Raw genomic sequence first — 26121 nt, 5'->3', positions numbered from 1 at the left:
CATGTCCGAGCTTAATGAAAAGTTAGCCACAGCCTGGGAAGGTTTTACCAAAGGTGATTGGCAGAATGAAGTAAACGTCCGTGACTTCATTCAGAAAAACTACACTCCGTATGAGGGTGACGAGTCCTTCCTGGCTGGCGCAACTGATGCGACCACTGCACTGTGGGACAGCGTGATGGAAGGCGTTAAACAGGAAAACCGCACTCACGCGCCTGTTGACTTTGACACCTCCGTTGCTTCTACCATCACTTCTCACGACGCTGGCTACATCAACAAAGCGCTCGAGAAAATTGTTGGTCTGCAGACTGAAGCTCCGCTGAAACGTGCGATCATTCCGTTTGGCGGCATCAAAATGGTTGAAGGTTCCTGCAAAGCGTACAATCGCGAACTGGACCCGATGCTGAAAAAAATCTTCACCGAATACCGCAAAACCCACAACCAGGGCGTATTCGATGTTTACACCAAAGACATTCTGAACTGCCGTAAATCCGGTGTTCTGACTGGTCTGCCAGATGCCTATGGCCGTGGCCGTATCATCGGTGACTACCGTCGCGTTGCGCTGTACGGTATCGACTACCTGATGAAAGACAAATACGCTCAGTTCGTCTCTCTGCAGTCCGATCTGGAAAACGGCGTAAACCTGGAAGCCACTATCCGTCTGCGTGAAGAAATTGCTGAACAGCACCGCGCACTGGGTCAGATCAAAGAAATGGCTGCTAAATATGGCTGCGATATCTCTGGTCCGGCAACCAACGCTCAGGAAGCTATCCAGTGGACTTACTTCGGCTACCTGGCCGCGGTTAAATCTCAGAACGGCGCAGCAATGTCCTTCGGTCGCGTATCCACCTTCCTGGATGCCTACATCGAACGTGATATCAAAGCAGGCAAAATCACCGAGCAAGACGCTCAGGAAATGATTGACCACCTGGTCATGAAACTGCGTATGGTTCGTTTCCTGCGTACCCCTGAATATGATGAACTGTTCTCCGGTGACCCGATTTGGGCAACTGAATCTATCGGTGGTATGGGCGTTGATGGCCGTACTCTGGTTACCAAAAACAGCTTCCGCTTCCTGAATACCCTGTACACCATGGGTCCTTCTCCGGAGCCGAACATCACCGTTCTGTGGTCTGAAAAACTGCCTCTGAACTTCAAGAAATTCGCCGCTAAAGTGTCCATCGACACCTCTTCTCTGCAGTACGAGAACGATGACCTGATGCGTCCGGACTTCAACAACGACGACTACGCTATCGCTTGCTGCGTAAGCCCGATGGTTGTTGGTAAACAAATGCAGTTCTTCGGTGCGCGTGCAAACCTGGCGAAAACCATGCTGTACGCAATCAACGGCGGCGTTGATGAAAAACTAAAAATGCAGGTTGGTCCTAAATCTGAACCGATCAAAGGCGACGTTCTGAACTTCGACGAAGTTATGGAGCGCATGGATCACTTCATGGACTGGCTGGCTAAACAGTACGTCACTGCACTGAACGTTATCCACTACATGCACGACAAGTACAGCTACGAAGCCTCTCTGATGGCGCTGCACGACCGTGACGTTATCCGCACCATGGCGTGTGGTATCGCTGGTCTGTCCGTTGCTGCTGACTCCCTGTCTGCAATCAAATATGCGAAAGTTAAACCGATTCGTGACGAAGACGGTCTGGCTGTCGACTTCGAAATCGAAGGCGAATACCCGCAGTTTGGTAACAACGACTCTCGCGTTGATGACATGGCGGTTGACCTGGTAGAACGTTTCATGAAGAAAATTCAGAAACTGACTACTTATCGTAACGCTATCCCGACTCAGTCTGTTCTGACCATCACCTCTAACGTGGTTTATGGTAAGAAAACCGGTAACACCCCAGATGGTCGTCGTGCTGGCGCGCCGTTCGGACCGGGTGCTAACCCAATGCACGGTCGTGACCAGAAAGGTGCTGTTGCCTCTCTGACCTCCGTTGCTAAACTGCCGTTTGCTTACGCTAAAGATGGTATCTCTTACACCTTCTCTATCGTTCCGAACGCACTGGGTAAAGACGACGAAGTTCGTAAGACCAACCTGGCTGGTCTGATGGATGGTTACTTCCACCACGAAGCGTCCATCGAAGGTGGTCAGCACCTGAACGTGAACGTCATGAACCGTGAAATGCTGCTGGATGCGATGGAACATCCGGAAAAATATCCGCAGCTGACCATCCGTGTTTCTGGCTACGCAGTACGTTTTAACTCCCTGACTAAAGAACAGCAGCAGGACGTTATTACTCGTACCTTCACTCAGACCATGTAATTGGTTTTGACTGAAATCGTACTTTAAAAAGCGTACAATAAAGGCTCCACGTAAGTGGGGCCTTTTTAATAGCCTGCTTTGTCAGCTATCTATACTTATGGATAGCAGCCAAAACAGACTCGACACAGTTAATAACTGTGCACTAACACTGGCCCCGGATGGGCCACACCTGGAGAAACACCGCAATGTCAGTTATTGGTGACATTTTTCAATAGATAACCGAATGAAATAAAAGGATTTATTTCTGGTCACGTCCACACATTGACCACATCGAAAGAGAAAGCCCCGCAATTGCGGGGCTTTTCTTTTGACTCACAGCCAGGGCATTTGATGCTGACCGGTCATCGTCGGGTGCGGCGGAGCCGGTACGACTTCTCCCGGCGAAACGATGAAACGCTCAACGGTTTCTGTCGTGACAAAAGTACAACTGCAGTTGATGTTTGTGCACTGATGATACCGCTCTTTTGTGGTGTCAGAAAAATAGCGACTCGTGCGGGCATGGGCGGCGTAATGGCATTTCGGGCAATGAAACATGATGAGCACCTCTGAGCGTTTTCAATACAGTGATTTTACTCATTTTAATCTTATAAAACAAACACATATAGTAAATTACTGCGCTATTTCTTCGCTCTCATACTCCACATCAGAAACCTTAACCTCAAGCTCTAAGCCCGTCGTGAAGCCACTCCCGTTAAGGTTGTGCACCACACGGCTGATTATCCATGCCTGCTCGTCTATCACGCGCTTAAAGCCTTTCACGGCCACCGGCGTTTCGGGAAATAAATCAGCCCGGCCAGTGGCAAGCGTAATGGAAAATTCCGCCACGCCTCGCTGTATCTTGTCCCACTTTGCCTGAGCCGCGCGCATGGCCTGAGCCTTTGTGGCATAGATGGTCGTGAGTTCAAGAACGTTGTCAGACTCTCCGGCCATATACTCACCTTCCCGCGCTTCCTGCTCTTTTTTCTTCTTAGCCTTTGCTGATGTTTTGGTGGCTTTCGGGTGCTGCAGCGCGCGCAGGTGCTGCTCTTTGGGTTTACGTTTGAGCTTTACCTTTTGCTTTTGTGGTTTCGGGTCTCTGGTATGCAACCATTTCGCCGTCACGCCGGTGTACGCCTCCCGGTCTGCAATGGCGAACTGATGGCGGTCGCCGTCGCCACGCTCAACGGTCATTTGGGGGATCGGCTTACCACTGGCCGTCATCGCACTACCGGCTTTCAGGAATAATAATTTCCCGGCTTTCACCGACACGGATGCACCGTTACGCTCAGCAAGTCGGGACAAAAACGCCGCGTCGGATTCCTGCGTCTGGTCGATATGGGGAATGGCGATGGCTTTCAGGGCGTCAGCAACACTGGCCGTCAGCTTATTACGCTGCGCGATGGTCTCCACAATCACCCCGAGCGTGGTGTCGTGCCATGACTGCTCGCGCCGCGAGTTCAGTGAGCCGCGAAAATCTGCGCTACGTCCCCGGATGGTCAGCATATCAGGTGCGCCCCGGTGCTCGATTTCATCAACCGTGAAACTCCCCTTGTTAACCAGCGCGGAGCCCTGCCAGCCCAGCCACAGCGTCAGCAATGCCCCGCGCGGCGGCAGCTCGACCAGCCCGTCGGTATCATCGAGCGCAATATCGAGCTGGTCAGCCTCAAATCCGCGATTATCGGTCATGGTCAGGCCGATAAGCCGGTCGCTGAAATTCTGCGTGATATCCGCCCCGTCCAGCGTGAGCATATACGCGGGCGCGACTCGCGCCCCGGCCTGAATATTCATTCCCGTTATCATCCTGCCAGCCCTCCCGCCCATTCACTGGCAGACGAGACCAGATTATCCGCCTGCGTTTTCAGGTCGCCATACATGGCCGCGAGCGACTCGTCGACGCGTTTCAGGGACAAAGTGAACTCGATTTTTCTCGCTGCGCCGTCGCTGAAAAGCTCGGTGTGGTTATGAGTCACTTTATCGATAACGTACATCCCGTGGATCATGCCGGTTCCGTCAATCAGCGGCCACGCACGCCCCTCATCGGCCATCAGCTCGATGGCCTGCAACGACAGACGCCCGCCGGTGATTTCAGGGTAAAGCGTCCCCGACAGGGTGCGCGAGGTCTCCCCCTCCCCGAGAAACTGATAAGCCGGTCGCCTGCCGATACGGTCATTGGACACCCACCGGTAGTCCTTCGAATACTGCATCGACTGATGCGGCAGGGTGCGCCGTTCAAACACAAAAAAGCCCAGCACCATTAACATTTTGCCCCCTCTCTCAGTCGAGTCTCATGTTGGATCGCTGACGCGCGCGCTTTTCACGGTCAAGTTTGTCGACGGCGTCGCGGAGCTGGCGGTCAAGGTCGCCACCCGGCGCAACGCCGCCCTGCAGAGTGATGTTGTATTCGCTTTTGCTCTGGTCGATATAAGAGCGGCCTGCAGGCGCAGTGACCGGCTGATACGCCTGATACCCGCCATAACTCGCTGTCGCAGGGATATACCCGTCACCCGGTGAAGCCTTATCCGCTTTGGCTGCAGTCTGGTCGAGGTCGGTCGACTCTTTTTTGATAACGCCGAGTTTCTCCAGCAGCCAGTCAACCTTGCCGCTCAGGCTGTTAAACAGGTTGAGCGGCGTCATCAGCGCATCAGCCAGCGCCTGACCAAATGCCACGCCGACATTTTTGCAACTGTCGAGCGTGTCCTGCGTGGCTTTCACCGGTGCAAGCAGGTCTTTAAACCACTGGCAGACAACGCCCAGCTTTTCCGCAATGGCATCAAACACCGGCGCGAGCGGGGAAAACATCGCCCCCACCGGGGCAAAGGCGGCTTTCAGCCCCTCCACCACCCCCGAGAAAAATGCGCCAATCGGCTCCCAGTATTTACGGATAAGCAGCGCCCCGGCCACCACCGCCCCGGCAACCGCCAGCACCGGCAGACTTATTGCGCCAATAGCCGTGACAATCGCGCCGCCGACCGTACTGAAAACCACCCCGAGCACGCCAGCCGCCGCAATGATGGCATTAATCCCCATCACCACCGGCCATGCGATAAGGCCAATCCCGCCCATCACACCAATAAGCGCCAGCGCACCCCCGACCACCACGCCGAGGGTGGTCGCCAGCCCCTTATTTTTCTGGATCCAGCCGTCGAGTCTGAGCACATACTGCGTGGCCGTCTGCGTCAGCTTACGCAGTGAGCCCTCCTGCTGGTCAAACAGGTCGGTCCCGACCGCCTCATAGGCTGACTGAAATTCTTTGAAGTCGCCGCCGAGATTATCCTGCATAACCTTAACCAGCTCCTCAGTTTTGCCGTCCGAGGCTTTAAACGCGGCGGTGAGCTTATCGAGCTTGCCGGTTGAGGCCGCCGTCATCAGCACAGCGGCCGCCGAGCTGGCTTCCTCCCCGAAAATGGTTTTCATGTATTCCGCGCGCTGACCCGTCCCGAGATTATTTTTCTCAAAACTGCGCTGCATTTCTTTCAGGATGGAAAATATCGGGCGGGTGTTGCCCTTGCTGTCGGAGGTTTTCACCCCGAGCTCTTTGATAGCATCGTAGGCTTTGCCGGTCGGTGCCTGCAGGCGACTCATGACGGCACGGCTTCCCGTTCCCGCCATCGAGCCGGTGATTTTAGAGTCGTGCAACGCCCCCACCATCGCGGCGGTTTCCTCGATACTCACCCCGGCATTTTTCGCCACCGGCGCGGCATAGGTCAGCGCATCGCTCATCCCGTCAAAGTCGGCGGCGGTTTTGTTCATCGTCATCGAGAGAACATCACCAATATGCGCGACCTTGTCGTTTGAAAGCTGAAACGCTGATTTCATCCCGGTCAGCAGCGCGGCGTTCTCTTCCATCGTTCGCCTGTTGGACAGCGCCATATTCAGCGTGACCGGTGTCGCCGCCTGAATCGCCGCCGCATCCCCGCCGCTTTTGGCGATAATAATCTGCGCCCCCGCCGCATCATCAGCAGATGCCGCCGTATTGTCCCCGAGCTGGCGCGCCTGTTTGCGCAGCGCCTGCATTTCGGGTGACTGTTTATCGACACCGAGCACCGCCTGCAGCTCTGAGTTCTTCTGCGCAAACTCATAGCCCGGCGTCAGCAGTTTAACCCCGGCCATCGTTCCCGCCGTCGCAATACCGACACCGGCAGCGCCCGCCGCCGCCGCATTACCGGCCAGTGATTTACCGGCCTGATACCGTTCTTTCACCCGGCTTAACTTCGCCTGCTGTGCGCTGACTTTCGCCAGTGCCTCGCGCTGACGGTTAAGCTGCGCGGTGGTTTCAGCGATGCGGGATTTAAGCCCCCGCTCATCATTTGCCAGATTACGGGTATTAATCCCCACCGCACCGAGCTCGCGCTGCTGGCGCTTTACCGACTCCGTGAGGCTGTTGTATTTCGTCTGCAGCCCTTCGGCGGCACGCTTCGCGGATTCAAGCACCTGCGCCTGCGCACGCGTCGGGCGCTCCGTATTTTTAAACTGCGTGGCGAGAGCTTCGGCTTCCTGTTTCGCTTTATCAAGCGCGTGACCGGTCACGGCAAGCTGTGCGCTGGCTTTTCGGAATCCGTCGATACGGGATGCCTGCGCATTCAGCTCGCGCAGGCTTTTCTGTGAGGTACGGATGTCACCGGACAGGGATTTGCTGGCGTTCTGAATGGCTTTGAGCGGTCGGCTTGCCCGGTCGACGGCATTCAGCAGCACCTCGATTCTGACGTTATTGCTCATGATGGTTTCCGCTTCGTTGCAGCGCCTTGTCGCGCCATGTCAGGAGCTCGGTCACGCTCAGGGAATGTAACTCTGATGGCGGCCAGTGGAAAATCACCGCGATATCCGCCATCAGGTCATCGACCGACAGGTTTTTCGGAAAGGTCAGCGACCCGAAGCAGGCGACAAAAAACCGACCACCTTCCCGGCCAGCGAAATCAGATCAGACGCATCGAGACGCGTGACTTCGTGCTCAGTCAGTGCGGGATACGTCATGCGCGGCAGCACTTTAATCAGCGCATCAACGTCGGAATTCGCCAGCGAGGCCAGCGACACCCCGCGCAGGGTTCCGGCATTCGGTTTGGTCAGCGTGACCTGTTCAATTTTCTGCTCACCGCGCATCAGCGGGGTGTCAAAAATAACCACATTCGGATTGACGGTTTCAGTGTCAGTAACGGCAGTTTCATTGATATTTTTCATAGGTATTCTCATCAGGAAAAGTGACCGGCCAGCCTCACTGACCGGGTAAGGGATTACAGTCCAATCGCCCGGCGGTGCTCCGCCAGACGGTCGACGCCGTCGACTTTCAGCACCATGTTAACGACGTCAATCTCGATGACTTCGCGGCCATCAATCGTGAGCTGGTAATAGGCGCACTCGGTCGACATTTTGGTCGTGCCGCTTTCGCCCTGCTTATTCTCTCCGCCGTCATATTCTTTGTGACGGCCACGCATTACCACCTCGACGGCAGAAATCGCGCCGGTGTCATCACGCTGGAAAGAGCCGGTAAAACGCAACGGCACACTGTCAGCGCCCGGCGAGGCATACTGCGCCCACAGCTCAACGTCGGGCAGACCGCCGAGCGTCCATTCCAGCGACAGCGCGTCGTCATCGAGTCCGAGGTCAATTGATACCGCGCCCGGCATCCCGCCGCCGCGATATTTCTCCAGCTTGCGGGTCAGTTTTGGCAGGGTGACGGACTCAACGACGCCCATGTAGCTGAGGCCATCGTTGAACATATTCAGATATTTAAGTTTGCGGGGTAACGCCATGCTCGAAGCTCCTTAGCTGTTGACCGCATCCGACAGATTCGCCAGATAGGTGTCGGTGATGCGCTGGCGCAGGGTCAGGTTCTCCAGCGGCGGGACGGGGGTGTAGTCGTAATCGATATAAAGCTTCCCGACTTTCAGGGTCGCAGTCTCGTTTGACTCCGGGTCATACCAGCAGGAGCCGTCAACGATATACCCGTTATTTTTCAGCTCGCGGAATTTGGCATTGATGCCCGACACGATGTCGCGAATCAGGGTCGGGGTGATGGGCTTATCCATCGCCCACGCATGCGCCTCCGCCATCGTGTCGGCCAGTACCTGCGCGGTGCGGGTGTAGTTCTCATACAGGAAAAGCGGGTCATCTGAGCAGGTGCGGTTTCCCCAAAACTTGAAACCATCATTGCGGATAAGCGTCGTAACACCGGCTTTGTTAAGCAGGTTGGCGTCGGTCGCGGGCTCCTGCAAATCCCACGACACCGAGGCGCTGACGCCGGTGACGCCATTCACGCCGACGTTTGACAGGGTTTTATGCCAGCCGACGGTCTGGTCAATTTTGGCACGCAGACCGAGCGCGCGCGCCGTTGCCCAGGCTGTCGCAGTCTCATTCATCGTGGTGTCCCATGCCAGAAAATCAGGGAAGATAACCATCAGCTCACGCTGGCTGAAATTCTCGCGGTAGTTGATGGCATCAGAAATGGTTTTACAGCCCCACGCACTGACATAGCCAAAGGCGCGCAGGCTCTGGCAGGTGGACGCGAGCGCCGTCGCCACTTCCTGCGTGTCCAGACCCGGCACGCCGAGAATGCGCGGCTTCACGCCGGTGACAGTCTTCGCCGTCAGCAGTGCTTTCAGGCCGGTATATTTGCCGTTTTCATCTGTCGTGCCGATGATGTTGGAAATAGTTTGTTTCTTCCCGGCCTCCGGGTCGTCAGCTTCTTCGACACCTTCGGCCACGCGCACGGCCACAATGACCGGTTTGCACTGGTCAGCGATGGCCTGCAGGGATGTCGACAGCGTCCCCTTTTTGCCTGCCTTGCCGATAGCACTTTGTACGTTGGTAATGAGCACCGGCTCATTGAGGGGAAATGTCTTTTCGTCAGCATCGCTGGCCGTGCAGACCATGCCGATGATGGCCGTTGAGACGGTGGAAATGGTGCGCACGCCATCGTTAATCTCGATGACCTCTACGCCATGATGAAAATCACTCATCCGTTTAACTCCGTGGTTAAGGGTGAGTGTATTTTCTGTTGTGTGATGATGGCGGGCTATTTGTCAGGGTTGGATAAGGTCTGACACAACCGGGGAGCAGGAAAGCGCGGGCAACCGCCCGCCTGAGTGATGCCGGTTATGCGGGCAGTTCCGGCCATGTGATATCGGGGGCATCTTCGGGTTTGACCCTGTTGAGCATGACGCGATACTTTTTCCATGCGAGTAAACGCGCGGCTTCGTCTTCCGTTGCCATATCCAGATCAACGGCATCCTGCAGCGGGGCAATAGCCGATATTGCAATCATCAGCAGGTTTGCTTTTTCCTGCGCCGCCTGCCCCTGACGAAATGTTTTTTCCGCGTCGGCATCGTGGATCCACTTAGCGCCATCCCATTTTACATACTCCCCGTCAGGTGCAACCGACACAACGTTATCAGGCAGAGCGCCCAGCTTTTCAATAACAACGGGCTGACCGGTGCTGATGTCATAGACGGTTGTCCCGCGGTGGTCTTCCACCCGAGACCATTTATTAGCCTGAGCATCGAAAACAGCCACAAAACCCGCCGTCACTTTTGGGGGCGCAATATCGGTGCTGTAGGCAGGCAAGCCTGTATTAGCAGGAATAAATCCATCACCCTGACCAATAAATTCATTCGTGGCAGATGAAAGGTTATAGATTGTAATTACCCGGTTTGAATCGGTCATTTTAAAAGCCATTATGCAAGCCTCACTAAATAATTAAATGCGGTGTTTTTTACGGTGTTTTCTGCATGACCAGACGGCGAAACGGTCACGCCGTGGCTGTGCGCACCAATGTAGACAGAGTGGGCATGCGCTCCGATACCAACAATGTGATCGTGCGCGCCAATACCAACAGAATGAGCATGCGCCCCACCTGCATAAGTTCCCTGAGTTCCCACCCCGCCAGCCCACTGCCCCCCGGCACCGACTTTCGCTGCCTGCTGGGAAGTGTTGAGAAAATAAACATCTAACGAGTGGGCGTGTTCGCCTCCGCTGTTTGTTGATTTCGTGCCATAGTCAAAAGCCGAAACAGATTTATTACCGTAATCAAATCCCGTTGTATCGCGGTTTCCGAGGTCGGTGCTTGCGACCGTTGCACCGTGGTCGTGTGACTTAATGCCGTCCAGCTCCTGAGACAAAACCGCACGGCCATCAGGCCTGCCCTTAATCGTCTGGCCGCGCATATCTGGAATAACGCCAGAGGGATACGCCACAGCCAGCAACGGATAGACTGATTTATCAAAAGGTTGTCCCTGCATTAAGGCGTGAGCGGGCGGAACGGTATCGGATGGCCACGGGATCGGTGCGCCGACAGGAAAAGCATCATCGGGTGTCCACGTCGTCCACGGCTGCGTGGAATATTTGCTCCGCGAATAGCTTCGGGAACTGCTGTACACGCGATAAACCTGCGTTATCCCTGCGCCCTTTAACACCATCAGCGAACCGGCGTTATTTTCCGGGTAATGCAGCGCAGCACTGGTATTGGCATTTGCGGGCTGAAAATACAGACCCGGCGTCTGGTAATTATCCAGATTCTGGTCAGCACCAAGCTCGATGCACTGACCGTCAAAAATATCCTGTGACGTGACGCTGATATCACCGGCCAGCGAATGCCCGTTAACTTTTCGTTCAGACGGGACGCGACCATTCGCATTATCATTCACCGCCTTAACCGCTTTCGGTGTCGCGGCGAGGGTCTCAGATGTGCTGTCGGTGGCGCTGCTCAGTTTCACCAGACCTTTCTGCGCTGTGCTCGCGTCCTGAGCCGTATATTTACCATTAGCAAGGTCATACGCCGTCTTAACCGCTTTCGGCGTCGCGGCGAGCGCCTCAGACACGCTGTCGGTGGCGCTACTGAGCTGCACCAGACCTTTCTGCGCCGTGCTCGCGTCCTGAGCCGTATATTTACCATTAGCAAGGTCATACGCAGCCTTAACCGCTTTCGACGTCGCTGCGAGGCTCTCAGACGAGCTGTCGGTCGCACTGCTGAGCTGCACAAAACCTTTTTCTTTCAGCGTGGCGTCAGGATGGCGGCGGGACTGCTCATGCTCTGCCAGTTTGTCGTCGACATAATCCTGTGTCGCCATCACCGTTGTCGCGTCAATGGACAGCTCCACCGAGGCGATACTGTTGACAATAATCACCATGCGACAGGTCTGCGCACGCCCCGAGCCCTCCGCCAGTTCAGGCTTGTAGCTCTCCGCCATATTGGCAATGGCTATCAGCGTGCCCGCATCATCATACAGACCCAGCTCACGCATCCAGAAGCCGCCCACCTCGGGAGGAATGACCAGCTCAGCCACGATATAGTTTTTATTTTTGTTGTCCTGGCTGATTTTATTCAGCGCATGACGCCAGACTTCATTGATGAGTTTTACCTGCCCGACGTTCGGCTCCGGCAGTACGCCACCGCCATCCCCGACGGCCATCGCGGTAAAGTTAACCTTTTTACCCCCCGGCACCGTGGCCGCCGCCAGTTTTGCAGCTCCGGCGGTGGTAATAATTGTTTTAAATTTCGTGCTCATTATTCCTCACTCATCCGGGATAAACCGTAATAATGTCGCCGTCATACACCACACCACCGACATACATATGACCGGGAATGTCCTGGATAATATTCAGGCCAATCAGGTGACGGCTGGCAGGTTTCGCATCCGCAATCAGGCGCTCCATTTCAAAATACATTTCCTCAGAAATACCGCTTTCCAGCACACCGATATCAAGCCGGAATGTGCCGGGCGGGTCGCTGGTCTCCCACCATTCCGTGACGTTGATGACATAACCGAGTGGCTCCACCACCCGACGAACAGCACCGATAGTGCCTTTGTGACAGTGAATAAAGTACGCATCACGGATGACCGCGCGCTTCGTTTCTTCCGGCCAGTTCTCATCCCAGCGGTCGACAGAAAACGCCCACGCCAGCCACGGCAGCAAACTTGCCGGGCAGGTGTCAGGATTCCACAGACGACGCAGCGGGACGGGGGTGTTTTCGATATCCGCGCAGGCACGCGCCGCCGCCACCTCAAGCGGTGACGAGCCCACCGGCAACAGACGGGTATCACTCATCCGAGCCCCCGATCACAATGCTGTAATCAGTGCAAAATGACGCCTGCGCACTGCTGAGCACGAGGTCAGCCACCGGCGCGGCCAGCTCCACACGCTGGACACCCTCGACATGCAGCGCGGCATAAATGGCAGACAGACGAATGTCACGCCCGAGGCGGTGCTGCGCACTGATATAGCCCTCCAGTTTTTTTACGGCAGCGGCGCGAATGGGTTCACTCTCGGGACCGGGATAGAGATAAAGCGTGGCGGTTATCTGGTAGTCAACAATGTCGGCTGACTGCACCGTCACACGGTCGGCGACCGGCCTGACATCTTCGGCATTAAGTGCGTTACGGACAACAGTGAGCAGCTCATCAGAGGCGACGCCGTTGTTTTCACGCGACAGCACAGAAATCGTCACGCAGGCGGGTGACGGGCTGGTCACTGAGATATCTGCGACCCGCCCGTCAGCGCTGCGGCCATGAAACTGATAAGCGCCGACAGACCCGGCCACGCTCATTCCTTCAAACGCCTGCTGAATACGCAGACGGTAATCGGTGTCCGATTCCATAACGGCAGGTGTGGGCGGCAGCGTTGTCTCATCTGCAGGCGTGATAACAAGACGCACGACGCTGAAATTTGCGCCGATATTATCGAGGTCATTACCGGCGGCATACGCCAGCATGACCGCGCGCGATGATTCATTCACGCGCTGACGCCAGATAACCTCACGGTAAGCGTTCTCCTGCAGTAACTTAACCATCGGCTCAGATTCAAGTGTCAGCGTGCGCGCGACTGCCTCCTGCTGTTCCTCGGGATACAGTGAGACAAGCGTCGCCTTTCGCTCTGCCAGAATGGTTTCATAGTCCAGCTCATCCACCACATCAGGCGCAGCGAGCAGGCTCAGGTCAACAATAGCCATAGTGTTTAACTCAGTGGAATGGTGATAGAAAAAGGCTGGCCTGACGCTGACCGCGTGCCGGTGATATCGACATACATCGCGCCGTCATTCTCCCCGCGCTCAAAGGTGATAGTCGTCAGGCTGACGCGCGGCTCCCACTTCTGGATCGCGGAATAACACGCGGCCATAATCTGCAGGCGCAGTGCCGGGGTCTGCGGCTGGTCAGTCAGTGCCGACAGCAGCGAGCCGTATTCACGACGCATGACACGCGAGCCCACCGGCGTGACCAGAATGTCGCGCACGCTCTGCCTGATATGCTCAACCTCAGAAATACTGAGTCCGGTATGACGGTTCATGCCCAGATAGCTCGTTGTCATTTTGTCCCCACCGTTCTGTCATCGCCCCGTTTCACGCCGCCGTGGTCATGGTCATCCACCTGCACACCGTTTGATTTAAACGTGCCGCCGTCATGCTCAATGTTGCCGCTCATCTTCCCGCCCTTTTGCACCTCAAGCGTGGCCGTGGTCAGCTTGTTGGTGCAGACCACCTCGGGGGTATCGAGCGTAATGCGGGTGGACGCTTTGACCAGTACCAGCGGCACCGTTGCGGTAATGGCGTCCGACGCGGTAACGTCAGCGGTTTTGATACCACTCACCGTGAGCGCCCCGCTTTCGGGCTCGTACTCAATAACCGCTCCGTCAGGAAAGGAAACGTGAAAGGCATCAGGCGAGGCCGACGGCGCGGGATGGTCATCAGAGAAAATACCGGGCAGCACAAAGGCGGTATCGAGCTCGCCACCAATGGCAAGAATAAGCACCTGCTCGCCAACCGAGGGAGCCCACCAGACAAGCGAGCGACCGGCGCGGCAGGTCAGCCAGTTTAGCCAGGTGGTTTGCATGCCGCCGGTCTGGACACGACAAAGCCCCTCATCGGGATTGACTGCAGTCACAATGCCGGTGCGGATAAGGTTACGGATCGCGCGGGCGATATCCTGAATGGAATTTAAAGTATTCATGGGGAAATAATGCCGCCGGGCAAGGTCAGCGGCAATCGGTCAGGGTTTTATCATTGATGAAACAACATTTAGTTCGAAGAAAGCCACACTCTGCACTACTTAGACCTAACACATCAAAAATCATGGTAATTACCAATTACCAATTACCAATTACCAATTACCAATTACATCATCGCAACACAAAATCCGCCAAAAGGCGGATCTTTAAGAAACAAAAGAATCAAGAAGTGAAGGTTATTCTACCTTTATCACTTCCTCGGAACGCAACCATTGATAAATTAGCTGCGTCATTTGATAAAGAGATAAAAGCATAAAAGAAATAGCTATAAAAGGAACTAATGTAGGAATTATCAAAACCCATATACACGTCGACAAACCAAGTGTAAATTGAAGTATAGAAGAAGCTATACTGCAGACAATAGAAAATACCAGCATCGTAGTGATAATGACCAAAGGCTTATACAAATCGCACTTTTTAATTTCATCCCCCACATTCAACTTCATATGCTTTATAAACATTTTCTTATAATCATCAGAGTCGAACATTTTCTCTTTTAGGTTGATGACTACAAAAGTCAAAAGAGACAAAAGGAAAGATGATATACCCAAAAAAGCAGAGAAAAAATACCCTCTCATACTAGTGCCATATACAATAGACAATTCTAAAGCAGAACCAGTAATCTTGATACCTGCGAAAAGTGAGGTACCATAGAAAACAGCCCCAAGAAAGAGACCTACAAAAACGTTCCTTAATATCATATGCCCTCCAATTGCTTCATTTGAGAAGACTGTGAGACATGATTATTTGTTTCATATCAATGTATAACTGGCTACTCAAGAACGCACTTATTTTTATGCCATTAAGCATATTCATATAGTCGTCATGCTCTAAATTTTCAACGCTATTTGCTTTATCAATAACACCGACTGTCTCTCCAGCTGTGTTAATTGAGTGCTTCCCCTTAAAACTAATGTTTTGAGCTTGATCGTTTATCAAGTCTTGAAGATAGTCTACCAAATCATCTTTAGCTTTAGCGGACTGTATAGAGAGATTATTTGTTCTCATTGTCACGCGGACACTTTTTGTTTTACTATAAACAGATGAATTTAGATATCTTGAAGCGGTGGTTGAGTTGACAAACGTCGCATTAATTTCATCAACAAAAGAATACTTTTTTATTTTATCCATGAGTGTAGCATTATCAACCAACCGTTCAATGGAAAATTTTTCAGTACGTTTTTTTGATGTTAACTTAGTTCTTAACGCACTGTAATAAAAAGATTTAAGTTTACTATCAAAAGCCCCTAAGCGCATTGACCCCTCATTATGAACATATATTCCCTTAAGGTTTTTTTTGTTCAAAACAATTAAGTTTGCCTCGCTAATAGCGTTCGTACCAATTCCATTAGTTTTCAATGCGAAATCTTTATTAACTGGACTAGCGGAAACGTATGATTTTGATTTTTTAATTGTTAATATCACACAAGAGAATGCATCACTATCCTCAAAAAATCTGAAATAAACACTTTTATCTGCATCGGAATAATCCATACTTGTAGTGAAATTTTTTGCATTTTCCGCAAGAAAAGAAGCAGCAGTATATCTTCCACTTGTACAGGCCAATTTTACAGGGGTGCAGTAAACCTTCATAAAGATCCTTCTAAGCTCAGCATTTGGTAAACAATTCGCTTTCTAATCATTTGAACAACAGTCTTCACATTTCTTGTATTCTACATAACAAAAAGACTCTTGACACATGTAAAATATTCATCGCGGGTCACACTAATTGCACGGATGAGACAAGGAGGTTCACTATCTACTTAAGATATCTATTACGCCCCATCCTCGCAACGTTCTATACGATAGCATAGTAACCGTCATAATTTTATCATGTTGCAGTACATTAACTAAAATGCTTTACAAGCTGTGTGTCAATAATCTTTTTAGTTTCCCGATTGAATCCAAGTAACTGGCGTTCCGTGTATTGCACATCCTGAGCATGGGGGTTAGGTCTGTCTTTGAGTCCATACTGGTGAATGCGTGCGATACGTTGTACTTTGCCGGTAAACTCCACCACTGCAGCATCATTACGGCCACTGGCTTTCATGTAGCGACTTGTTCTCAGCTTCTGAAACATCGCCCGTTTTATTCGCCCTTTTTTTGCCCTGAGTGGCTGGCGCTTTCGCGCCTGATACGGCTTGCCATCAGGCGCTTTTTGCTGTTTTATGCGTTGCTGTTGCGATCTGCGCAGTTCCTTCGCAATATCAACGGCCAGCCTACGCCGCGACGCTGGTGACAATGCCCCGATAAGCCCAGCCAGTTGGTTATCAAAAGGCGTTAACTCACTCATCCCACTTACTCACCAGCTCACCATTGATATACAGCTCAGTCGGTCGTGTAACAGGCGTCGGCAGTGGTGGCTCCGGGGCATAGCTGACATGTAACGCACCGTTTTCTTCCCGGACAAGGGTGCGCTCCGTCAGTTGCAGGCTGATACTGATATCAACATTATCCCCGTCATTTAAATCCATTTGGAATCGATAGCCCTTTTTGCGCCCCTCATCGAGCGTACATATATCCGGCTGGTTTTCTCGCAGCCATGCCACCACCGGCACGAAAATCAGGTCGGGGTCGCCGACAAAATCACACACGATTACATTCAGCGTGTATTTCTTTTCATGGGACAGCGAAGCGGCGAGACGCGCATCGATATTCCCCTCATCGGCAAAGATACGCATCATCTCGGGGTTATTCAGGAGCTGCGGGACGGCGTCATTCAGCGCTTTGCGCAGGCTTTTCATTTTCTGCATCGATTTTATCCTGACAGTCTTTGATGGTTTCGACCTTAATCGCACAGGCGGTGAGCGCGTGCTCAAGCCTGCGAATATCGGCACTCAGATCACCGTTGTTGACGGGGTCGCTTCCCGGCATCGGGCAGAGGCTCACCTTCGGGCAGGCGTTGTAAACAACGGGCGGCGGAGGCGCAGCCTGTTCGGATGTGCAACCGGCGCACAGCATCAGGCAGCTTATCGCTATACCAGCGGCGTAACGTTTCGTTTTCATTCATCATCCTCGTTATGGTTTCTTCCCGCTTCACCGCCTGGTCACCGGCAACGGCCAGTTCATCTCTGAGTCTGACCTGCGCATCCTCATTCGCCCTGGCAATTCGCTGCGATACGGCAAGCTGATTTTTCAGCATGCCAATCGTCGTCTTTTGCGCACTGGCGACACGGTTCGCTTTCTCAAAGGAACGGGATAAATTCGCGTTATCGTGGCGTAGCCACAGCACCACGGCGAACAGCCCGGCCAGCAGAATAATCAGCACTTTCATTGCATCCCCTTCACGCAGTAAGCCCGTTCCCGCGCGCGGCGGTTCTCCAGCCCTTTGTTTTTTGTGCCGTTGACATACACCCAGCGGGTGAGCTGGTCGCACGCCTGCCACCACTGATGACGTTTGATATACGAGACCAGCGTCGACCTGCAGGCCGCACCGGTTCCGACGTTAAACGCAAAACTGACCAGCGAGTCATAGACGCGCGGTGGCATATCCACCGGCACACAGACCGCGAGCCGTTGCTCGACGTTAAGTACATCGGCAACGAGATTATCCGCCGCCTGTCGCTCTGTGATATCCCCTTTCGGGACCACCCCGGCAGTGTGGCCGATGCCCGACGTCCACACTCCCGCGCTGCACTGGTAAGGTGTCAGGCGACATCCTTCGAGGTCGGCAATCAGTGCCAGCCCCTCGGGCGAGGTGTTCAGCAGACGAAAGTCTGGCATCAGCGCTGCCAGCGCCAGCACGGCGGCCACACTGCAGCGTTTAATGATTGAGCTCACGGGCAGCCCCCTTATCGGGTCCGAGTGAGGTCAGGTAGCGGTAGGTTTTGCGCTTAAACCAGTAATTCGTCAGCGCGGTAAAAATGGCGCAGGCACTCCCTACATAGAGCGCAAGCTTTTCGGGGGACATCGCCCCGAAATACGCCAGCCCCACGGCCAGCCAGTAAGCGATAAACGTCGTGATTTTTTCCACACTCAGTCCCATAAATTCACCGTCTCGGTTTTCGGGGCGCTGTCAGTTTCGGGCAGTTCTATTGCCGTGCCGTGCGGCAGAATAACGCCCATTTCCGACACCCCCGGATTCGCCTGCAGCACCGTTTCAACGACGCCCTCAGTGCGCCCGTAATACCGGGCGCAAATCGCATCGAGGGTGTCACCCTGCATCGCCCTGACCTTCATCAGATTTGACCGACAATACAGCGCGGCTTGTCCTGAATACGCGCCACAGACCAGCGCATATCCCGCCACAGCTCATCGATAACCGCCTCGGTGCTTTCCGCTTTGCGGTCGCCTTTCGCCGTCGCATCGATGCCGCGATAACGCTCAAACAGCGTGGCGCTGGTCATGGCGCAGACGGCGCGGAAATAATGGAAGCAGCGCACGCTTTCGCCATCGATATCATCGGCAGGCACATCAGCCAGCGTGTCATGCCCTGCGGCCATTTGCTCAACCCGCCACAGAGCAAGCTCCGCATTGGTTTCAGCCATACCGGCTTTAATCGCATCATTAAGGCGCAGCGCGGAAACGGTCTGCTCCAGACGCATCAGCTCGCGCACACGCTTCGGATCCACATCAGGGAAAAAGAAGGTGTTTTTTATTACCGGCTCGCTCACGCCCGGTGGTGGTATCACCACGCCCGGCACATCCTGCGGCTCTTTTTTTGGCTCAATAATCACTGTCGTCATGACAACCTCGGGTAATGGGTGGGCGGTGGACGCCGGTCGCAGTCAGGGCAATCAATACCCGCATTGACCGGCGTGCCGCCCGGCTCGGGGAGCGTTCTGTTAACCTGCAGCTTTTGCCGCTTTCGGGGGACGCCCGCGCCGTGCCGCCGGTTTGGCTGCAGGTTTGCGCGTGCGCGGTTTATTCTGTTTTGGTGCGGGTTCTGCTTTGGGTTTCAGCGCACGCTCGAGCTGTTCAATATCTTTTTTCACACCGACAGTTCGCTCTAACTGGATCGCACGCTGCAGGTGCGCCAGCGCGTCAGTCAGACGGCCAACCTCACGCAGCACGTAGCCGGTAATTTTGTGCAGCTTCGCGCGCACGATATCCGGCATGTCTGCCCGTTCGGTCAGTGCGATGGTATCGAGCAGGAGCGACAGCCCGACAGGCTGTTTCGCATCGAGCAGGCGCTGCGCTGAAAGGGCGACCTCTTCGGCCAGCAGATACGGAGTGGTGCGTCGGTGGCCGCCGGTCGGCATGGTCAGGCCATAGGTCATCGCATAGCGGGCAATCTCCAGCGCACCGGCGATGTCATCCGCATCGAGACGCCACAGCATGACGGTCATGACAATGTCATCCTGCGCCCCTTTTCCGGCGCTGAGGACACCCGACACCCACGGCAGATAGAACGGCAGCAGCTCACGCTTTTTGTCTGCCTTGCGTTCATTGGAGCGGATTTGTTTTAACGTGCGACAGTCTGCGGCCAGCTTGACGAGCATCTGCTCATAGGCAGTTGCATTGCGCAGCGGAGCAGCAGCCCGCCGCGCAGTTTCAGAGGCCGAGACCCGCATCATGTGACGCGCTGCGGGACTCGTCATGGCTTATTCCCCGATTTCCGGTGCGGCAGGTGAGGTGAAGTCACCGAGAATGATGTTTTCAATCAGGCAACCGGCGGCGTAAGCCTCGACCACATAGTCAATATTCATCGACTCGTAGTTTTCGACACGGTCCTTTTTCGGCTCCTCGATGATGGCGCGGCGGTGTGCATCATCCATGAAGTAAATCGACAGGTTATCGAGGCGAGTCACCATCAGGGCATTCGCCGGGAAATACGGCACGCGCACAGCAGGCAGGTTGCCGATACGCTTCTGGCTGATGATGATGTCAGCGGCCAGCGTTTCGCTGTTTTCCTGCGCCTTGTTAACGAGCGGGAAATATTTATCCGCCATCAGCTTACGGCCAGTAATAACGACGAGCTCCGGGTCATCCTGATAAATCTCATCAATCAGGTTGGTGGTCGCATCCATCACCAGCGCATCGAGGTTTTCATAGTCACCGTTTTTACCCACGCGGATCACATCGGAAATGACCTTGCCGTCATCATCGGTGACGTTGGACATCACGCGCGCGGCAGCTTCATTGCGGTATTTCTGCAGCCAGCCCACCGCGACATCCTGCAGCATCGGGTTCGTTTTGCGGTTGGAGGTCTCCGCACGGGTAATACCATTGAAACCTGCCATGATGAAATCGAGCGACTGACGCTTGATAATCGCGTCACGGATACGGGTCTGAAAGTCCTGGAAACGCGCCCACAGGTCGAGCTGTTTGTAACGAATATGGAAGTCAAAGTTGATTTGTGCGCATTCGTATTTGTTGGATTCGAGCGCAGTGAAATCAGCGGTCTTACGCTCGTCATCGGCGGCGGTGTCCGTGGTGCTCGCAATAGTGCCATTGACGCCAACCCCGACCTTTTCGCCTTTCAGCTCGTCGACCGGCACGATATTGATTTTGGTCAGAAACGCGGATGACGCCTGCAGAGTGGTCATCAGGGTCTGCGTCACGGACGGCTCAACGGTGAATTTTTTCGCCACGTCATCGGTGTCGACGCCGTTCAGCTCCGCCACGCGGGACAGGTAAGCATTGAATTTAAAGCGGGTATCTTTACGCATTGTTATTCCTGTTTTTCTAAAAAGGGGCATCAGGCCGGGTGATGCGCACCCGGCAGGTCTGTCAGCAGTTGGTCAGCAGCTCGTCACCCGTCCCGCCTTTCGATTTCTCGCGGCGCGGCTGGCGATAGCTTTCGGTGTTATCTAGGGAGCTTTTCAGGGCGTTAAACGCCTGCGCGCTCTGCGTGGTCTGGCTGGTCACGTCCTGCTTTAGCTGTGCAAAGGCGGTTTCCAGCTCAGTGACGCGCGTTTCGGTGGCGGTCAGGTTGGTCTGTACCTGCTCAGAGACGGCGGTCACCGCTTCATGCACATCAGCAAGACGGGCGTCATCACTGACCTGTTTGCGGCTGAAAATCGATTTGACCTTGTCGGTCAGGCTGTTGAGCATGGTGTCGGGGACATCCTCGAATTCCAGCTCAGCAAGGGAGGCCACCGAGAAGAGATCGCCCGGCTGGTCTTTTTTACCGGCGAGCGGGTTCTGCGCAGCACGGCTGCAGAATTCGAGATATTCGGTGCCGAGGCTTGCCGGGTCATCGGTCACAGCGAGACCAATCAGATAGCATTTACCGGTATTTGAGAAATTCGGGCGAATTTCCATGGAGGTATAAACCTTCTGACCGGCACGCACCATGCTCACCAGTTCATCGAGCGGGGCAATCCTGGCAAACAGTGCCTTTTTGCCGTTCAGCGCAGAGTCATCACTGATGATTTCCGCTTTCACTTCGGTCACATCGCCGTAGCGTTTAAACGGACCGTCAGGCCAGAGGCTTTTGATGTGTTCGAGGTTAATACGGCAACCGTAGACGCGCGGGTCAAAGGTATCCGCCATATCCTGAATGTCATCACCGTTGATGACACGACCATCGCAGGTGTCACCCTCGACGCCGATGCGAAACCATTTAGAAACTTTCTTTGCCATTGTTCAGGTGTCCTGATGTTGGGTTTTCGGTTCGGGTGTAGTTTCCCGACTCCGCCCCGCATCAGCCACCGCTTGCAGACGTGTACCCCCTGACACAACAGTGGGTTAGCGATAATGCCCCGCTATTTCCTTAGCCTTGCCCCGTATTCACTGACACGAGGCAACTATGACCATTTCGACTGACCTCTCCCTTTTGCACGACCCGCGCCGACAGGCACGCCTGCTGTTCTGGCAGGGGTTTTCCGTGCCACAAATCGCCGACACGCTGCAGGTCAAGCGCCCGACCGTGCAGAGCTGGAAACAGCGTGACGGGTGGGAGGAAACCGCCCCGCTTAACCGCGTGGAATCCACGCTTGAGGCGCGCCTGATTCAGCTTTATGTAAAGCCTGACCTCACGCCGCATGACTTCAAGGTCGCTGACTTTCTGTCACGCCAGATGGAACGGCTCGCGCGCGTCAGCCGCTACGGCCAGACCGGAAACGAGGCAGATTTAAATCCCAACATTGCCAGCCGCAACAAAGGCGATCGCCGCAAGCCAAAACGTAATTTTTTCAGCGATGAGGCTATCGAAAAGCTCGAAGAGATTTTCTTCGATCAATCCTTTGAGTATCAGCTCAACTGGCACAAGGCCGGTATCGCGCACCGTATTCGCCACATTCTCAAATCACGCCAGATTGGCGCCACGTTTTACTTTGCCCGCGAGTCATTGCTTCGCGCCCTGAAAACCGGGCAAAACCAGATATTTCTGTCGGCCAGTAAGACGCAGGCTTACGTGTTCCGAAAGTACATCATCGCCTTTGCGCGCATGGTCGACGTCGACCTGTCAGGCGACCCGATTGTCATCGGCAACAACGGCGCAGAGCTGATTTTTCTCGGGACAAATTCCAACACGGCGCAGAGTCATAACGGCGACCTGTATGTCGATGAAATTTTCTGGATCCCCAACTTTCAGAAACTGCGCAAAGTTGCCTCGGGGATGGCGTCACAGTCGCACCTGCGCACCACCTACTTTTCAACCCCCTCGACGCTGGCACATGGCGCATATCCGTTCTGGTCAGGTGAGCTGTTCAACCGGGGACGCAGCAGCGCCGCCGAGCGTGTCGACATCGATATCAGTCATAAGGCGCTGGCCGGGGGCGTGCTGTGCCCGGATGGCCAGTGGCGGCAGATTGTCACCATCGAGGACGCGCTCGCCGGGGGATGCACGCTGTTTAATCTGGATCAGCTGAAACAGGAAAACAGCGCCGACGATTTCCGCAACCTCTTCATGTGTGAGTTTGTCGACGACAAGGCATCGGTATTCCCGTTCGAGGAACTGCAGCGCTGCATGGTCGATGCGATGGAAGAATGGGAGGACTTTGAGCCGTTTTCTGACCGTCCGTTTAACTGGCGTCCGGTGTGGATTGGCTATGACCCGTCGCACACCGGCGACAGTGCAGGTTGCGCGGTACTGGCTCCGCCACTGGTTGCCGGTGGCAAGTTCCGCATCCTTGAGCGTCACCAGTGGAAAGGGATGGATTTTGCGACACAGGCCGAGGCTATCCGCGAGCTGACCGAGAAATACTGCGTCGAGTATATCGGCATCGATGCGACCGGCATCGGCCAGGGTGTTTACCAGCTCGTGCGCTCGTTCTTCCCGGCGGCGCGCGCCATTCGCTACACGCCGGAAATGAAAACCGCGATGGTACTGAAAGCGAAAGACACCATCAGACGCGGGTGTCTGGAATACGACGCCGGGGCAACTGACATCACACAGTCATTTATGGCTATCCGTAAAACCATGACCAACAGCGGGCGCAGCTCCACCTATGAAGCCAGCCGCAGCGAAGAGGCCAGCCACGCGGATATCGCATGGGCAACCATGCACGCCCTGTTAAACGAGCCGCTTTCCGCCGGTAGCGGCATGCATTCAACGTCAATTCTGGATATTAACTGACATGAAAAAACAACAGAAGAAACCCGCCACAACGGCCGCCAGCGCACCGCAAAAAATGGAGGCGTTCACCTTTGGCGAGCCCTCCGCCGTTCTGGATCGCCGCGATATCCTCGATTATGTCGAGTGCATCAATAACGGGAAATGGTACGAGCCGCCGGTCAATTTCTCTGGTCTGGCAAAAAGCCTGCGCGCCGCCGTGCATCACAGCTCGCCGATTTACGTGAAACGAAATATTCTGACGAGCACCTACATCCCGCACCCGCTCCTGTCGCGTCAGGATTTCAGCCGCCTCGTGCTGGATTATCTGGTCTTTGCCAACGGCTATCTTGAGAAACGCATGAGCGTTACCGGCCAGCTTTTAAAACTGGAAACATCACCCGCTAAATATACCCGTCGTGGCGTCGAGGATGGCGTTTACTGGTACATATCGAGCTTTAACAACCCGCACCAGTTCGCACCCGGCTCGGTGTTTCACCTGCTGGAGCCTGATATCAATCAGGAGCTTTACGGCATGCCGGAATATCTGAGCGCACTCAATTCGGCCTGGCTGAATGAATCCGCTACCCTGTTTCGTCGCAAGTATTACCAGAATGGCGCGCACGCGGGTTACATCATGTATGTCACCGACGCGGCACAGAGCAGCACCGACGTCGAGTCGCTGCGCTCTGCAATGCGCGATTCAAAGGGACTCGGGAATTTTAAAAACCTGTTTTTCTACGCGCCCAACGGGAAACCGGATGGCATCAAGATAGTGCCGCTGAGTGAGGTCGCCACGAAAGATGACTTTTTCAATATTAAAAAGGTGAGCGCCGCTGACCTGCTCGATGCACACCGCGTACCGTTCCAGCTTATGGGCGGCAAGCCGGAAAATATTGGCTCAATGGGGGATATTGAGAAGGTGGCGCGGGTGTTTGTGCGTAACGAACTGAACCCACTGCAGGAGCGCTTTAAAGAGATTAACGACTGGCTCGGGATGGAGCTAATCCGTTTTAAAGATTACATTCTGGATAACTAATATTAAAGCCGCCAGTATGGCGGCTTTAATTGAATCTAACCTTTGGAGGACTTAGGGTCATCTTTCCTTTGATAAGTCCTTTCCTCTTGGATCTTACCGTCTACCTTGTGAATTTTGACAGACGCCTTTTTATCAGACATAAACTCCTGAGTTTGCTTGATCATTTCGGCTTTAGTGTCTGCCGTTTTGCTTGGCTTCGTGTTCCCTTCTTTCTGCAATTTCCACTTATCACCGTCTTTAGTGATGTGATAATTGTCCATCAAAGACCTCCAACCGTGAGTTAGGCACAAGGTATGCCGATGAGATTTTATCCAAAGCGAAGCGGCATAGTTGTGATTATGATCTCGTACTAAATTAATCATGCTTTCCGCTTCAGCGCGCAATGCTATCCCCGCCTCGCCTGCCCGCTTTATGGGTCGGTTTTAATGCAGTTGCATTAGCAGCCTCAACAAGCATCGGCACTGGCACTGGCTGTCAAAAATCCCCTTCAAAAATGAATGCAAACTCATGCGACTGATGCATGCGCCGCTAGAAAGGCGATAATTTTGTTAGAACAACCTTCAATATCAGTTGTATAGGTATCAATAAAAACACTCAACACGGGTGGTTATTGAGGCCACTGACACCCTGTTGCTTTCCTATCTAAGGTTCAACACCTTCACGCACTACGAAAACTGAATAGCATATTGATTGAAAGAAGACCACTTCATTAGAAAAACATTATTCATGTACCAATTTATATAGTTTTGATTCTTGGACTCACCATTAATAAGAAGGAAAAAATCAACTCGCTTATCAATTAACTTTGATATATAAACAACAAATTCAACACTTGAGTATTTTTGAGTAGCTAAAAGATGAAGTATCGCATCAGACAAATAATCAGCATTATGCGAAAACACATTATCATTTAACAAAACAACCCCACCAATTGAATCTTTTAAACCCAAAACCTCCTTTGTTTTACTTATCTGTTTATTTGCTGTCTTAATTACTTTTGTTTTAATATTTTCGTAAGCAAAATTCATTATATTGTGTCTAAAGCGCTCTGAATCCGGATGTTTTGTAATCAAATCCTCTAAATGAACTGTTCCATACCAGTTTTTTGCAAGCCAGTCATCCGTTTTAACCAGTTCATTCAATTTTTCATTAACATTGCTGACCCTGTCAGTAAAAAGACTTTTCATCTCTAATATGATTTTATTATCCGCAATAAGATAATCTGCCATTTTATGGTTCTGACCGTCACCTTTTCGAAACTTATGTTGTATATCATCAATGGAAATTCCTTTCTCAAATTCAACAATAAATTTTTTAACATTAATTTCTAACTCGCTGTACTGTTTCATTTCCATCACCTTTGTGAACTTAATTTCCTATTTCGGTTTA

32 protein-coding genes are annotated in these 26121 nt (G+C 53.4%); 3 read left to right on the top strand and 29 right to left on the bottom strand.

Annotated elements, in window-relative coordinates:
• Nucleotide 1: 1 nt before the first annotated feature.
• Nucleotides 2-2284, top strand: a complete 2283-nt coding sequence (gene pflB / locus OGV75_RS13365; RefSeq protein ID WP_016152441.1) for a formate C-acetyltransferase — start codon at nt 2-4, stop codon at nt 2282-2284.
• 312 nt (nt 2285-2596) lie between these two features.
• On the opposite strand, the gene OGV75_RS13360 is transcribed toward pflB, so the two are convergent.
• The 27 genes from OGV75_RS13360 to OGV75_RS13230 form a co-directional block, all read right to left on the bottom strand.
• Nucleotides 2597-2818: a DNA-binding transcriptional regulator gene (locus OGV75_RS13360; protein ID WP_047090157.1), complete on the bottom strand. Its 222-nt coding sequence runs from the start codon at nt 2816-2818 to the stop codon at nt 2597-2599.
• Between the two features lie 75 nt (nt 2819-2893).
• Nucleotides 2894-4063 carry a phage late control D family protein gene (locus OGV75_RS13355; RefSeq protein ID WP_286480789.1) on the bottom strand — a complete coding sequence of 390 codons (1170 nt, stop codon included), beginning with the start codon at nt 4061-4063 and terminating at the stop codon, nt 2894-2896.
• Nucleotides 4060-4524: a phage tail protein gene (locus tag OGV75_RS13350; protein WP_286480788.1), complete on the bottom strand. Its 465-nt coding sequence runs from the start codon at nt 4522-4524 to the stop codon at nt 4060-4062. Before OGV75_RS13350 ends, OGV75_RS13355 begins: the two co-directional genes overlap by 4 nt.
• Nucleotides 4525-4537: 13 nt before the next feature.
• Complete coding sequence (locus tag OGV75_RS13345; RefSeq protein ID WP_286480787.1) at nt 4538-6979, bottom strand: phage tail tape measure protein; 2442 nt, start codon at nt 6977-6979, stop codon at nt 4538-4540.
• Entirely contained in the window at nt 6969-7127 is a 159-nt protein-coding gene (locus OGV75_RS13340) for a GpE family phage tail protein (RefSeq protein ID WP_306308100.1), read from the bottom strand. The genes OGV75_RS13345 and OGV75_RS13340 overlap by 11 nt, the downstream gene beginning before the upstream one ends.
• Entirely contained in the window at nt 7124-7438 is a 315-nt protein-coding gene (locus tag OGV75_RS13335) for a phage tail assembly protein (RefSeq protein WP_019077156.1), read from the bottom strand. Before OGV75_RS13335 ends, OGV75_RS13340 begins: the two co-directional genes overlap by 4 nt.
• Nucleotides 7439-7491: 53 nt before the next feature.
• Nucleotides 7492-8010, bottom strand: coding sequence for a phage major tail tube protein (locus tag OGV75_RS13330; RefSeq protein WP_041327772.1), 519 nt, complete (start codon nt 8008-8010; stop codon nt 7492-7494).
• Nucleotides 8011-8022: 12 nt separating this feature from the next.
• Entirely contained in the window at nt 8023-9216 is a 1194-nt protein-coding gene (locus OGV75_RS13325; protein ID WP_286480786.1) for a phage tail sheath protein, read from the bottom strand.
• A gap of 136 nt (nt 9217-9352) precedes the next feature.
• The gene (locus tag OGV75_RS13320) at nt 9353-9931 is read right to left on the bottom strand and encodes a tail fiber assembly protein (protein ID WP_286480785.1); all 579 of its coding nucleotides are present in this window, start codon (nt 9929-9931) and stop codon (nt 9353-9355) included.
• Nucleotides 9931-11760: a phage tail protein gene (locus tag OGV75_RS13315; protein ID WP_286480784.1), complete on the bottom strand. Its 1830-nt coding sequence runs from the start codon at nt 11758-11760 to the stop codon at nt 9931-9933. The genes OGV75_RS13320 and OGV75_RS13315 overlap by 1 nt, the downstream gene beginning before the upstream one ends.
• A gap of 10 nt (nt 11761-11770) precedes the next feature.
• Nucleotides 11771-12301, bottom strand: coding sequence for a phage tail protein I (locus tag OGV75_RS13310; RefSeq protein ID WP_181596544.1), 531 nt, complete (start codon nt 12299-12301; stop codon nt 11771-11773).
• On the bottom strand, nt 12294-13202 hold the full coding sequence (locus OGV75_RS13305; RefSeq protein WP_286480783.1) for a baseplate assembly protein: 909 nt from the start codon (nt 13200-13202) through the stop codon (nt 12294-12296). Before OGV75_RS13305 ends, OGV75_RS13310 begins: the two co-directional genes overlap by 8 nt.
• A 5-nt stretch (nt 13203-13207) precedes the next feature.
• A complete protein-coding gene (locus OGV75_RS13300) occupies nt 13208-13558 on the bottom strand; it encodes a GPW/gp25 family protein (protein ID WP_216425065.1) in 351 nt (116 codons plus the stop codon).
• Nucleotides 13555-14196, bottom strand: coding sequence for a phage baseplate assembly protein V (locus tag OGV75_RS13295; RefSeq protein WP_286480782.1), 642 nt, complete (start codon nt 14194-14196; stop codon nt 13555-13557). Before OGV75_RS13295 ends, OGV75_RS13300 begins: the two co-directional genes overlap by 4 nt.
• Nucleotides 14197-14430: 234 nt before the next feature.
• Nucleotides 14431-14955, bottom strand: a complete 525-nt coding sequence (locus OGV75_RS13290; protein WP_286480781.1) for a hypothetical protein — start codon at nt 14953-14955, stop codon at nt 14431-14433.
• Between the two features lie 16 nt (nt 14956-14971).
• Complete coding sequence (locus tag OGV75_RS13285; RefSeq protein WP_286480780.1) at nt 14972-15847, bottom strand: hypothetical protein; 876 nt, start codon at nt 15845-15847, stop codon at nt 14972-14974.
• Between the two features lie 253 nt (nt 15848-16100).
• Nucleotides 16101-16547: a phage virion morphogenesis protein gene (locus OGV75_RS13280; protein ID WP_286480778.1), complete on the bottom strand. Its 447-nt coding sequence runs from the start codon at nt 16545-16547 to the stop codon at nt 16101-16103.
• Nucleotides 16540-17007 (bottom strand): phage tail protein, encoded by a 468-nt coding sequence (locus tag OGV75_RS13275; protein ID WP_286480777.1) that lies wholly within the window; start codon nt 17005-17007, stop codon nt 16540-16542. The genes OGV75_RS13280 and OGV75_RS13275 overlap by 8 nt, the downstream gene beginning before the upstream one ends.
• Nucleotides 16970-17215: an Rz1-like lysis system protein LysC gene (gene lysC, locus OGV75_RS13270; RefSeq protein ID WP_232034640.1), complete on the bottom strand. Its 246-nt coding sequence runs from the start codon at nt 17213-17215 to the stop codon at nt 16970-16972. Before lysC ends, OGV75_RS13275 begins: the two co-directional genes overlap by 38 nt.
• Nucleotides 17097-17528, bottom strand: a complete 432-nt coding sequence (gene lysB, locus OGV75_RS13265; protein WP_286480775.1) for an Rz-like lysis system protein LysB — start codon at nt 17526-17528, stop codon at nt 17097-17099. The genes lysC and lysB overlap by 119 nt, the downstream gene beginning before the upstream one ends.
• Complete coding sequence (locus OGV75_RS13260; RefSeq protein WP_286480774.1) at nt 17525-18034, bottom strand: lysozyme; 510 nt, start codon at nt 18032-18034, stop codon at nt 17525-17527. The genes lysB and OGV75_RS13260 overlap by 4 nt, the downstream gene beginning before the upstream one ends.
• Nucleotides 18018-18239, bottom strand: coding sequence for a phage holin family protein (locus OGV75_RS13255; RefSeq protein ID WP_019077171.1), 222 nt, complete (start codon nt 18237-18239; stop codon nt 18018-18020). The genes OGV75_RS13260 and OGV75_RS13255 overlap by 17 nt, the downstream gene beginning before the upstream one ends.
• Nucleotides 18230-18433, bottom strand: a complete 204-nt coding sequence (locus OGV75_RS13250; RefSeq protein ID WP_286480773.1) for a tail protein X — start codon at nt 18431-18433, stop codon at nt 18230-18232. Before OGV75_RS13250 ends, OGV75_RS13255 begins: the two co-directional genes overlap by 10 nt.
• Entirely contained in the window at nt 18433-18939 is a 507-nt protein-coding gene (locus tag OGV75_RS13245) for a head completion/stabilization protein (RefSeq protein WP_046276225.1), read from the bottom strand. The genes OGV75_RS13250 and OGV75_RS13245 overlap by 1 nt, the downstream gene beginning before the upstream one ends.
• Nucleotides 18940-19038: 99 nt before the next feature.
• Nucleotides 19039-19794, bottom strand: coding sequence for a phage terminase small subunit (locus OGV75_RS13240; protein ID WP_286480772.1), 756 nt, complete (start codon nt 19792-19794; stop codon nt 19039-19041).
• A 3-nt stretch (nt 19795-19797) separates the two neighbouring features.
• Nucleotides 19798-20865 carry a phage major capsid protein, P2 family gene (locus OGV75_RS13235; RefSeq protein ID WP_286480771.1) on the bottom strand — a complete coding sequence of 356 codons (1068 nt, stop codon included), beginning with the start codon at nt 20863-20865 and terminating at the stop codon, nt 19798-19800.
• A gap of 61 nt (nt 20866-20926) precedes the next feature.
• Nucleotides 20927-21781: a GPO family capsid scaffolding protein gene (locus tag OGV75_RS13230; RefSeq protein WP_286480770.1), complete on the bottom strand. Its 855-nt coding sequence runs from the start codon at nt 21779-21781 to the stop codon at nt 20927-20929.
• 166 nt (nt 21782-21947) lie between these two features.
• Between OGV75_RS13230 and OGV75_RS13225 the strand changes: the two genes are divergently transcribed.
• Together OGV75_RS13225 and OGV75_RS13220 are read left to right on the top strand one after the other, a co-directional pair.
• Nucleotides 21948-23717 (top strand): terminase ATPase subunit family protein, encoded by a 1770-nt coding sequence (locus OGV75_RS13225; protein ID WP_286480769.1) that lies wholly within the window; start codon nt 21948-21950, stop codon nt 23715-23717.
• A gap of 1 nt (nt 23718) precedes the next feature.
• Nucleotides 23719-24732 (top strand): phage portal protein, encoded by a 1014-nt coding sequence (locus tag OGV75_RS13220; protein WP_286480767.1) that lies wholly within the window; start codon nt 23719-23721, stop codon nt 24730-24732.
• Nucleotides 24733-24767: 35 nt separating this feature from the next.
• Here the strand turns inward: OGV75_RS13220 and OGV75_RS13215 are convergent, their stop codons facing one another.
• Both OGV75_RS13215 and OGV75_RS13210 read right to left on the bottom strand, forming a co-directional pair.
• Nucleotides 24768-24992 carry a DUF2188 domain-containing protein gene (locus tag OGV75_RS13215; RefSeq protein ID WP_279653628.1) on the bottom strand — a complete coding sequence of 75 codons (225 nt, stop codon included), beginning with the start codon at nt 24990-24992 and terminating at the stop codon, nt 24768-24770.
• A 405-nt stretch (nt 24993-25397) separates the two neighbouring features.
• Nucleotides 25398-26081 (bottom strand): hypothetical protein, encoded by a 684-nt coding sequence (locus tag OGV75_RS13210; protein ID WP_286480766.1) that lies wholly within the window; start codon nt 26079-26081, stop codon nt 25398-25400.
• Between the last annotated feature and the right edge of the window lie 40 nt (nt 26082-26121).

Origin of the sequence: Citrobacter sp. Cb028 (assembly GCF_030336705.1) — a bacterium.
Classification (GTDB): Bacteria; Pseudomonadota; Gammaproteobacteria; order Enterobacterales; family Enterobacteriaceae; genus Citrobacter; species Citrobacter braakii.
Note: the sequence above shows the minus strand (reverse complement) of the source record. Positions and strands in the feature narration are given on the sequence as shown.

Excerpts from the sequence above, each read along its gene's own strand:
- pflB (WP_016152441.1), top strand. The coding sequence starts at position 2 with ATGTCCGAGCTTAATGAAAAGTTAGCCACAGCCTGGGAAGGTTTTACC.
- OGV75_RS13360 (WP_047090157.1), bottom strand. The coding sequence starts at position 2,818 with ATGTTTCATTGCCCGAAATGCCATTACGCCGCCCATGCCCGCACGAGT.
- OGV75_RS13355 (WP_286480789.1), bottom strand. The coding sequence starts at position 4,063 with ATGATAACGGGAATGAATATTCAGGCCGGGGCGCGAGTCGCGCCCGCG.
- OGV75_RS13350 (WP_286480788.1), bottom strand. The coding sequence starts at position 4,524 with ATGTTAATGGTGCTGGGCTTTTTTGTGTTTGAACGGCGCACCCTGCCG.
- OGV75_RS13345 (WP_286480787.1), bottom strand. The coding sequence starts at position 6,979 with ATGAGCAATAACGTCAGAATCGAGGTGCTGCTGAATGCCGTCGACCGG.
- OGV75_RS13335 (WP_019077156.1), bottom strand. The coding sequence starts at position 7,438 with ATGAAAAATATCAATGAAACTGCCGTTACTGACACTGAAACCGTCAAT.
- OGV75_RS13330 (WP_041327772.1), bottom strand. The coding sequence starts at position 8,010 with ATGGCGTTACCCCGCAAACTTAAATATCTGAATATGTTCAACGATGGC.
- OGV75_RS13325 (WP_286480786.1), bottom strand. The coding sequence starts at position 9,216 with ATGAGTGATTTTCATCATGGCGTAGAGGTCATCGAGATTAACGATGGC.
- OGV75_RS13320 (WP_286480785.1), bottom strand. The coding sequence starts at position 9,931 with ATGGCTTTTAAAATGACCGATTCAAACCGGGTAATTACAATCTATAAC.
- OGV75_RS13315 (WP_286480784.1), bottom strand. The coding sequence starts at position 11,760 with ATGAGCACGAAATTTAAAACAATTATTACCACCGCCGGAGCTGCAAAA.
- OGV75_RS13310 (WP_181596544.1), bottom strand. The coding sequence starts at position 12,301 with ATGAGTGATACCCGTCTGTTGCCGGTGGGCTCGTCACCGCTTGAGGTG.
- OGV75_RS13305 (WP_286480783.1), bottom strand. The coding sequence starts at position 13,202 with ATGGCTATTGTTGACCTGAGCCTGCTCGCTGCGCCTGATGTGGTGGAT.
- OGV75_RS13300 (WP_216425065.1), bottom strand. The coding sequence starts at position 13,558 with ATGACAACGAGCTATCTGGGCATGAACCGTCATACCGGACTCAGTATT.
- OGV75_RS13295 (WP_286480782.1), bottom strand. The coding sequence starts at position 14,196 with ATGAATACTTTAAATTCCATTCAGGATATCGCCCGCGCGATCCGTAAC.
- OGV75_RS13290 (WP_286480781.1), bottom strand. The coding sequence starts at position 14,955 with ATGATATTAAGGAACGTTTTTGTAGGTCTCTTTCTTGGGGCTGTTTTC.
- OGV75_RS13285 (WP_286480780.1), bottom strand. The coding sequence starts at position 15,847 with ATGAAGGTTTACTGCACCCCTGTAAAATTGGCCTGTACAAGTGGAAGA.
- OGV75_RS13280 (WP_286480778.1), bottom strand. The coding sequence starts at position 16,547 with ATGAGTGAGTTAACGCCTTTTGATAACCAACTGGCTGGGCTTATCGGG.
- OGV75_RS13275 (WP_286480777.1), bottom strand. The coding sequence starts at position 17,007 with ATGCAGAAAATGAAAAGCCTGCGCAAAGCGCTGAATGACGCCGTCCCG.
- lysC (WP_232034640.1), bottom strand. The coding sequence starts at position 17,215 with ATGCTGTGCGCCGGTTGCACATCCGAACAGGCTGCGCCTCCGCCGCCC.
- lysB (WP_286480775.1), bottom strand. The coding sequence starts at position 17,528 with ATGAAAGTGCTGATTATTCTGCTGGCCGGGCTGTTCGCCGTGGTGCTG.
- OGV75_RS13255 (WP_019077171.1), bottom strand. The coding sequence starts at position 18,239 with ATGGGACTGAGTGTGGAAAAAATCACGACGTTTATCGCTTACTGGCTG.
- OGV75_RS13250 (WP_286480773.1), bottom strand. The coding sequence starts at position 18,433 with ATGAAGGTCAGGGCGATGCAGGGTGACACCCTCGATGCGATTTGCGCC.
- OGV75_RS13245 (WP_046276225.1), bottom strand. The coding sequence starts at position 18,939 with ATGACGACAGTGATTATTGAGCCAAAAAAAGAGCCGCAGGATGTGCCG.
- OGV75_RS13240 (WP_286480772.1), bottom strand. The coding sequence starts at position 19,794 with ATGACGAGTCCCGCAGCGCGTCACATGATGCGGGTCTCGGCCTCTGAA.
- OGV75_RS13235 (WP_286480771.1), bottom strand. The coding sequence starts at position 20,865 with ATGCGTAAAGATACCCGCTTTAAATTCAATGCTTACCTGTCCCGCGTG.
- OGV75_RS13230 (WP_286480770.1), bottom strand. The coding sequence starts at position 21,781 with ATGGCAAAGAAAGTTTCTAAATGGTTTCGCATCGGCGTCGAGGGTGAC.
- OGV75_RS13225 (WP_286480769.1), top strand. The coding sequence starts at position 21,948 with ATGACCATTTCGACTGACCTCTCCCTTTTGCACGACCCGCGCCGACAG.
- OGV75_RS13220 (WP_286480767.1), top strand. The coding sequence starts at position 23,719 with ATGAAAAAACAACAGAAGAAACCCGCCACAACGGCCGCCAGCGCACCG.
- OGV75_RS13215 (WP_279653628.1), bottom strand. The coding sequence starts at position 24,992 with ATGGACAATTATCACATCACTAAAGACGGTGATAAGTGGAAATTGCAG.
- OGV75_RS13210 (WP_286480766.1), bottom strand. The coding sequence starts at position 26,081 with ATGAAACAGTACAGCGAGTTAGAAATTAATGTTAAAAAATTTATTGTT.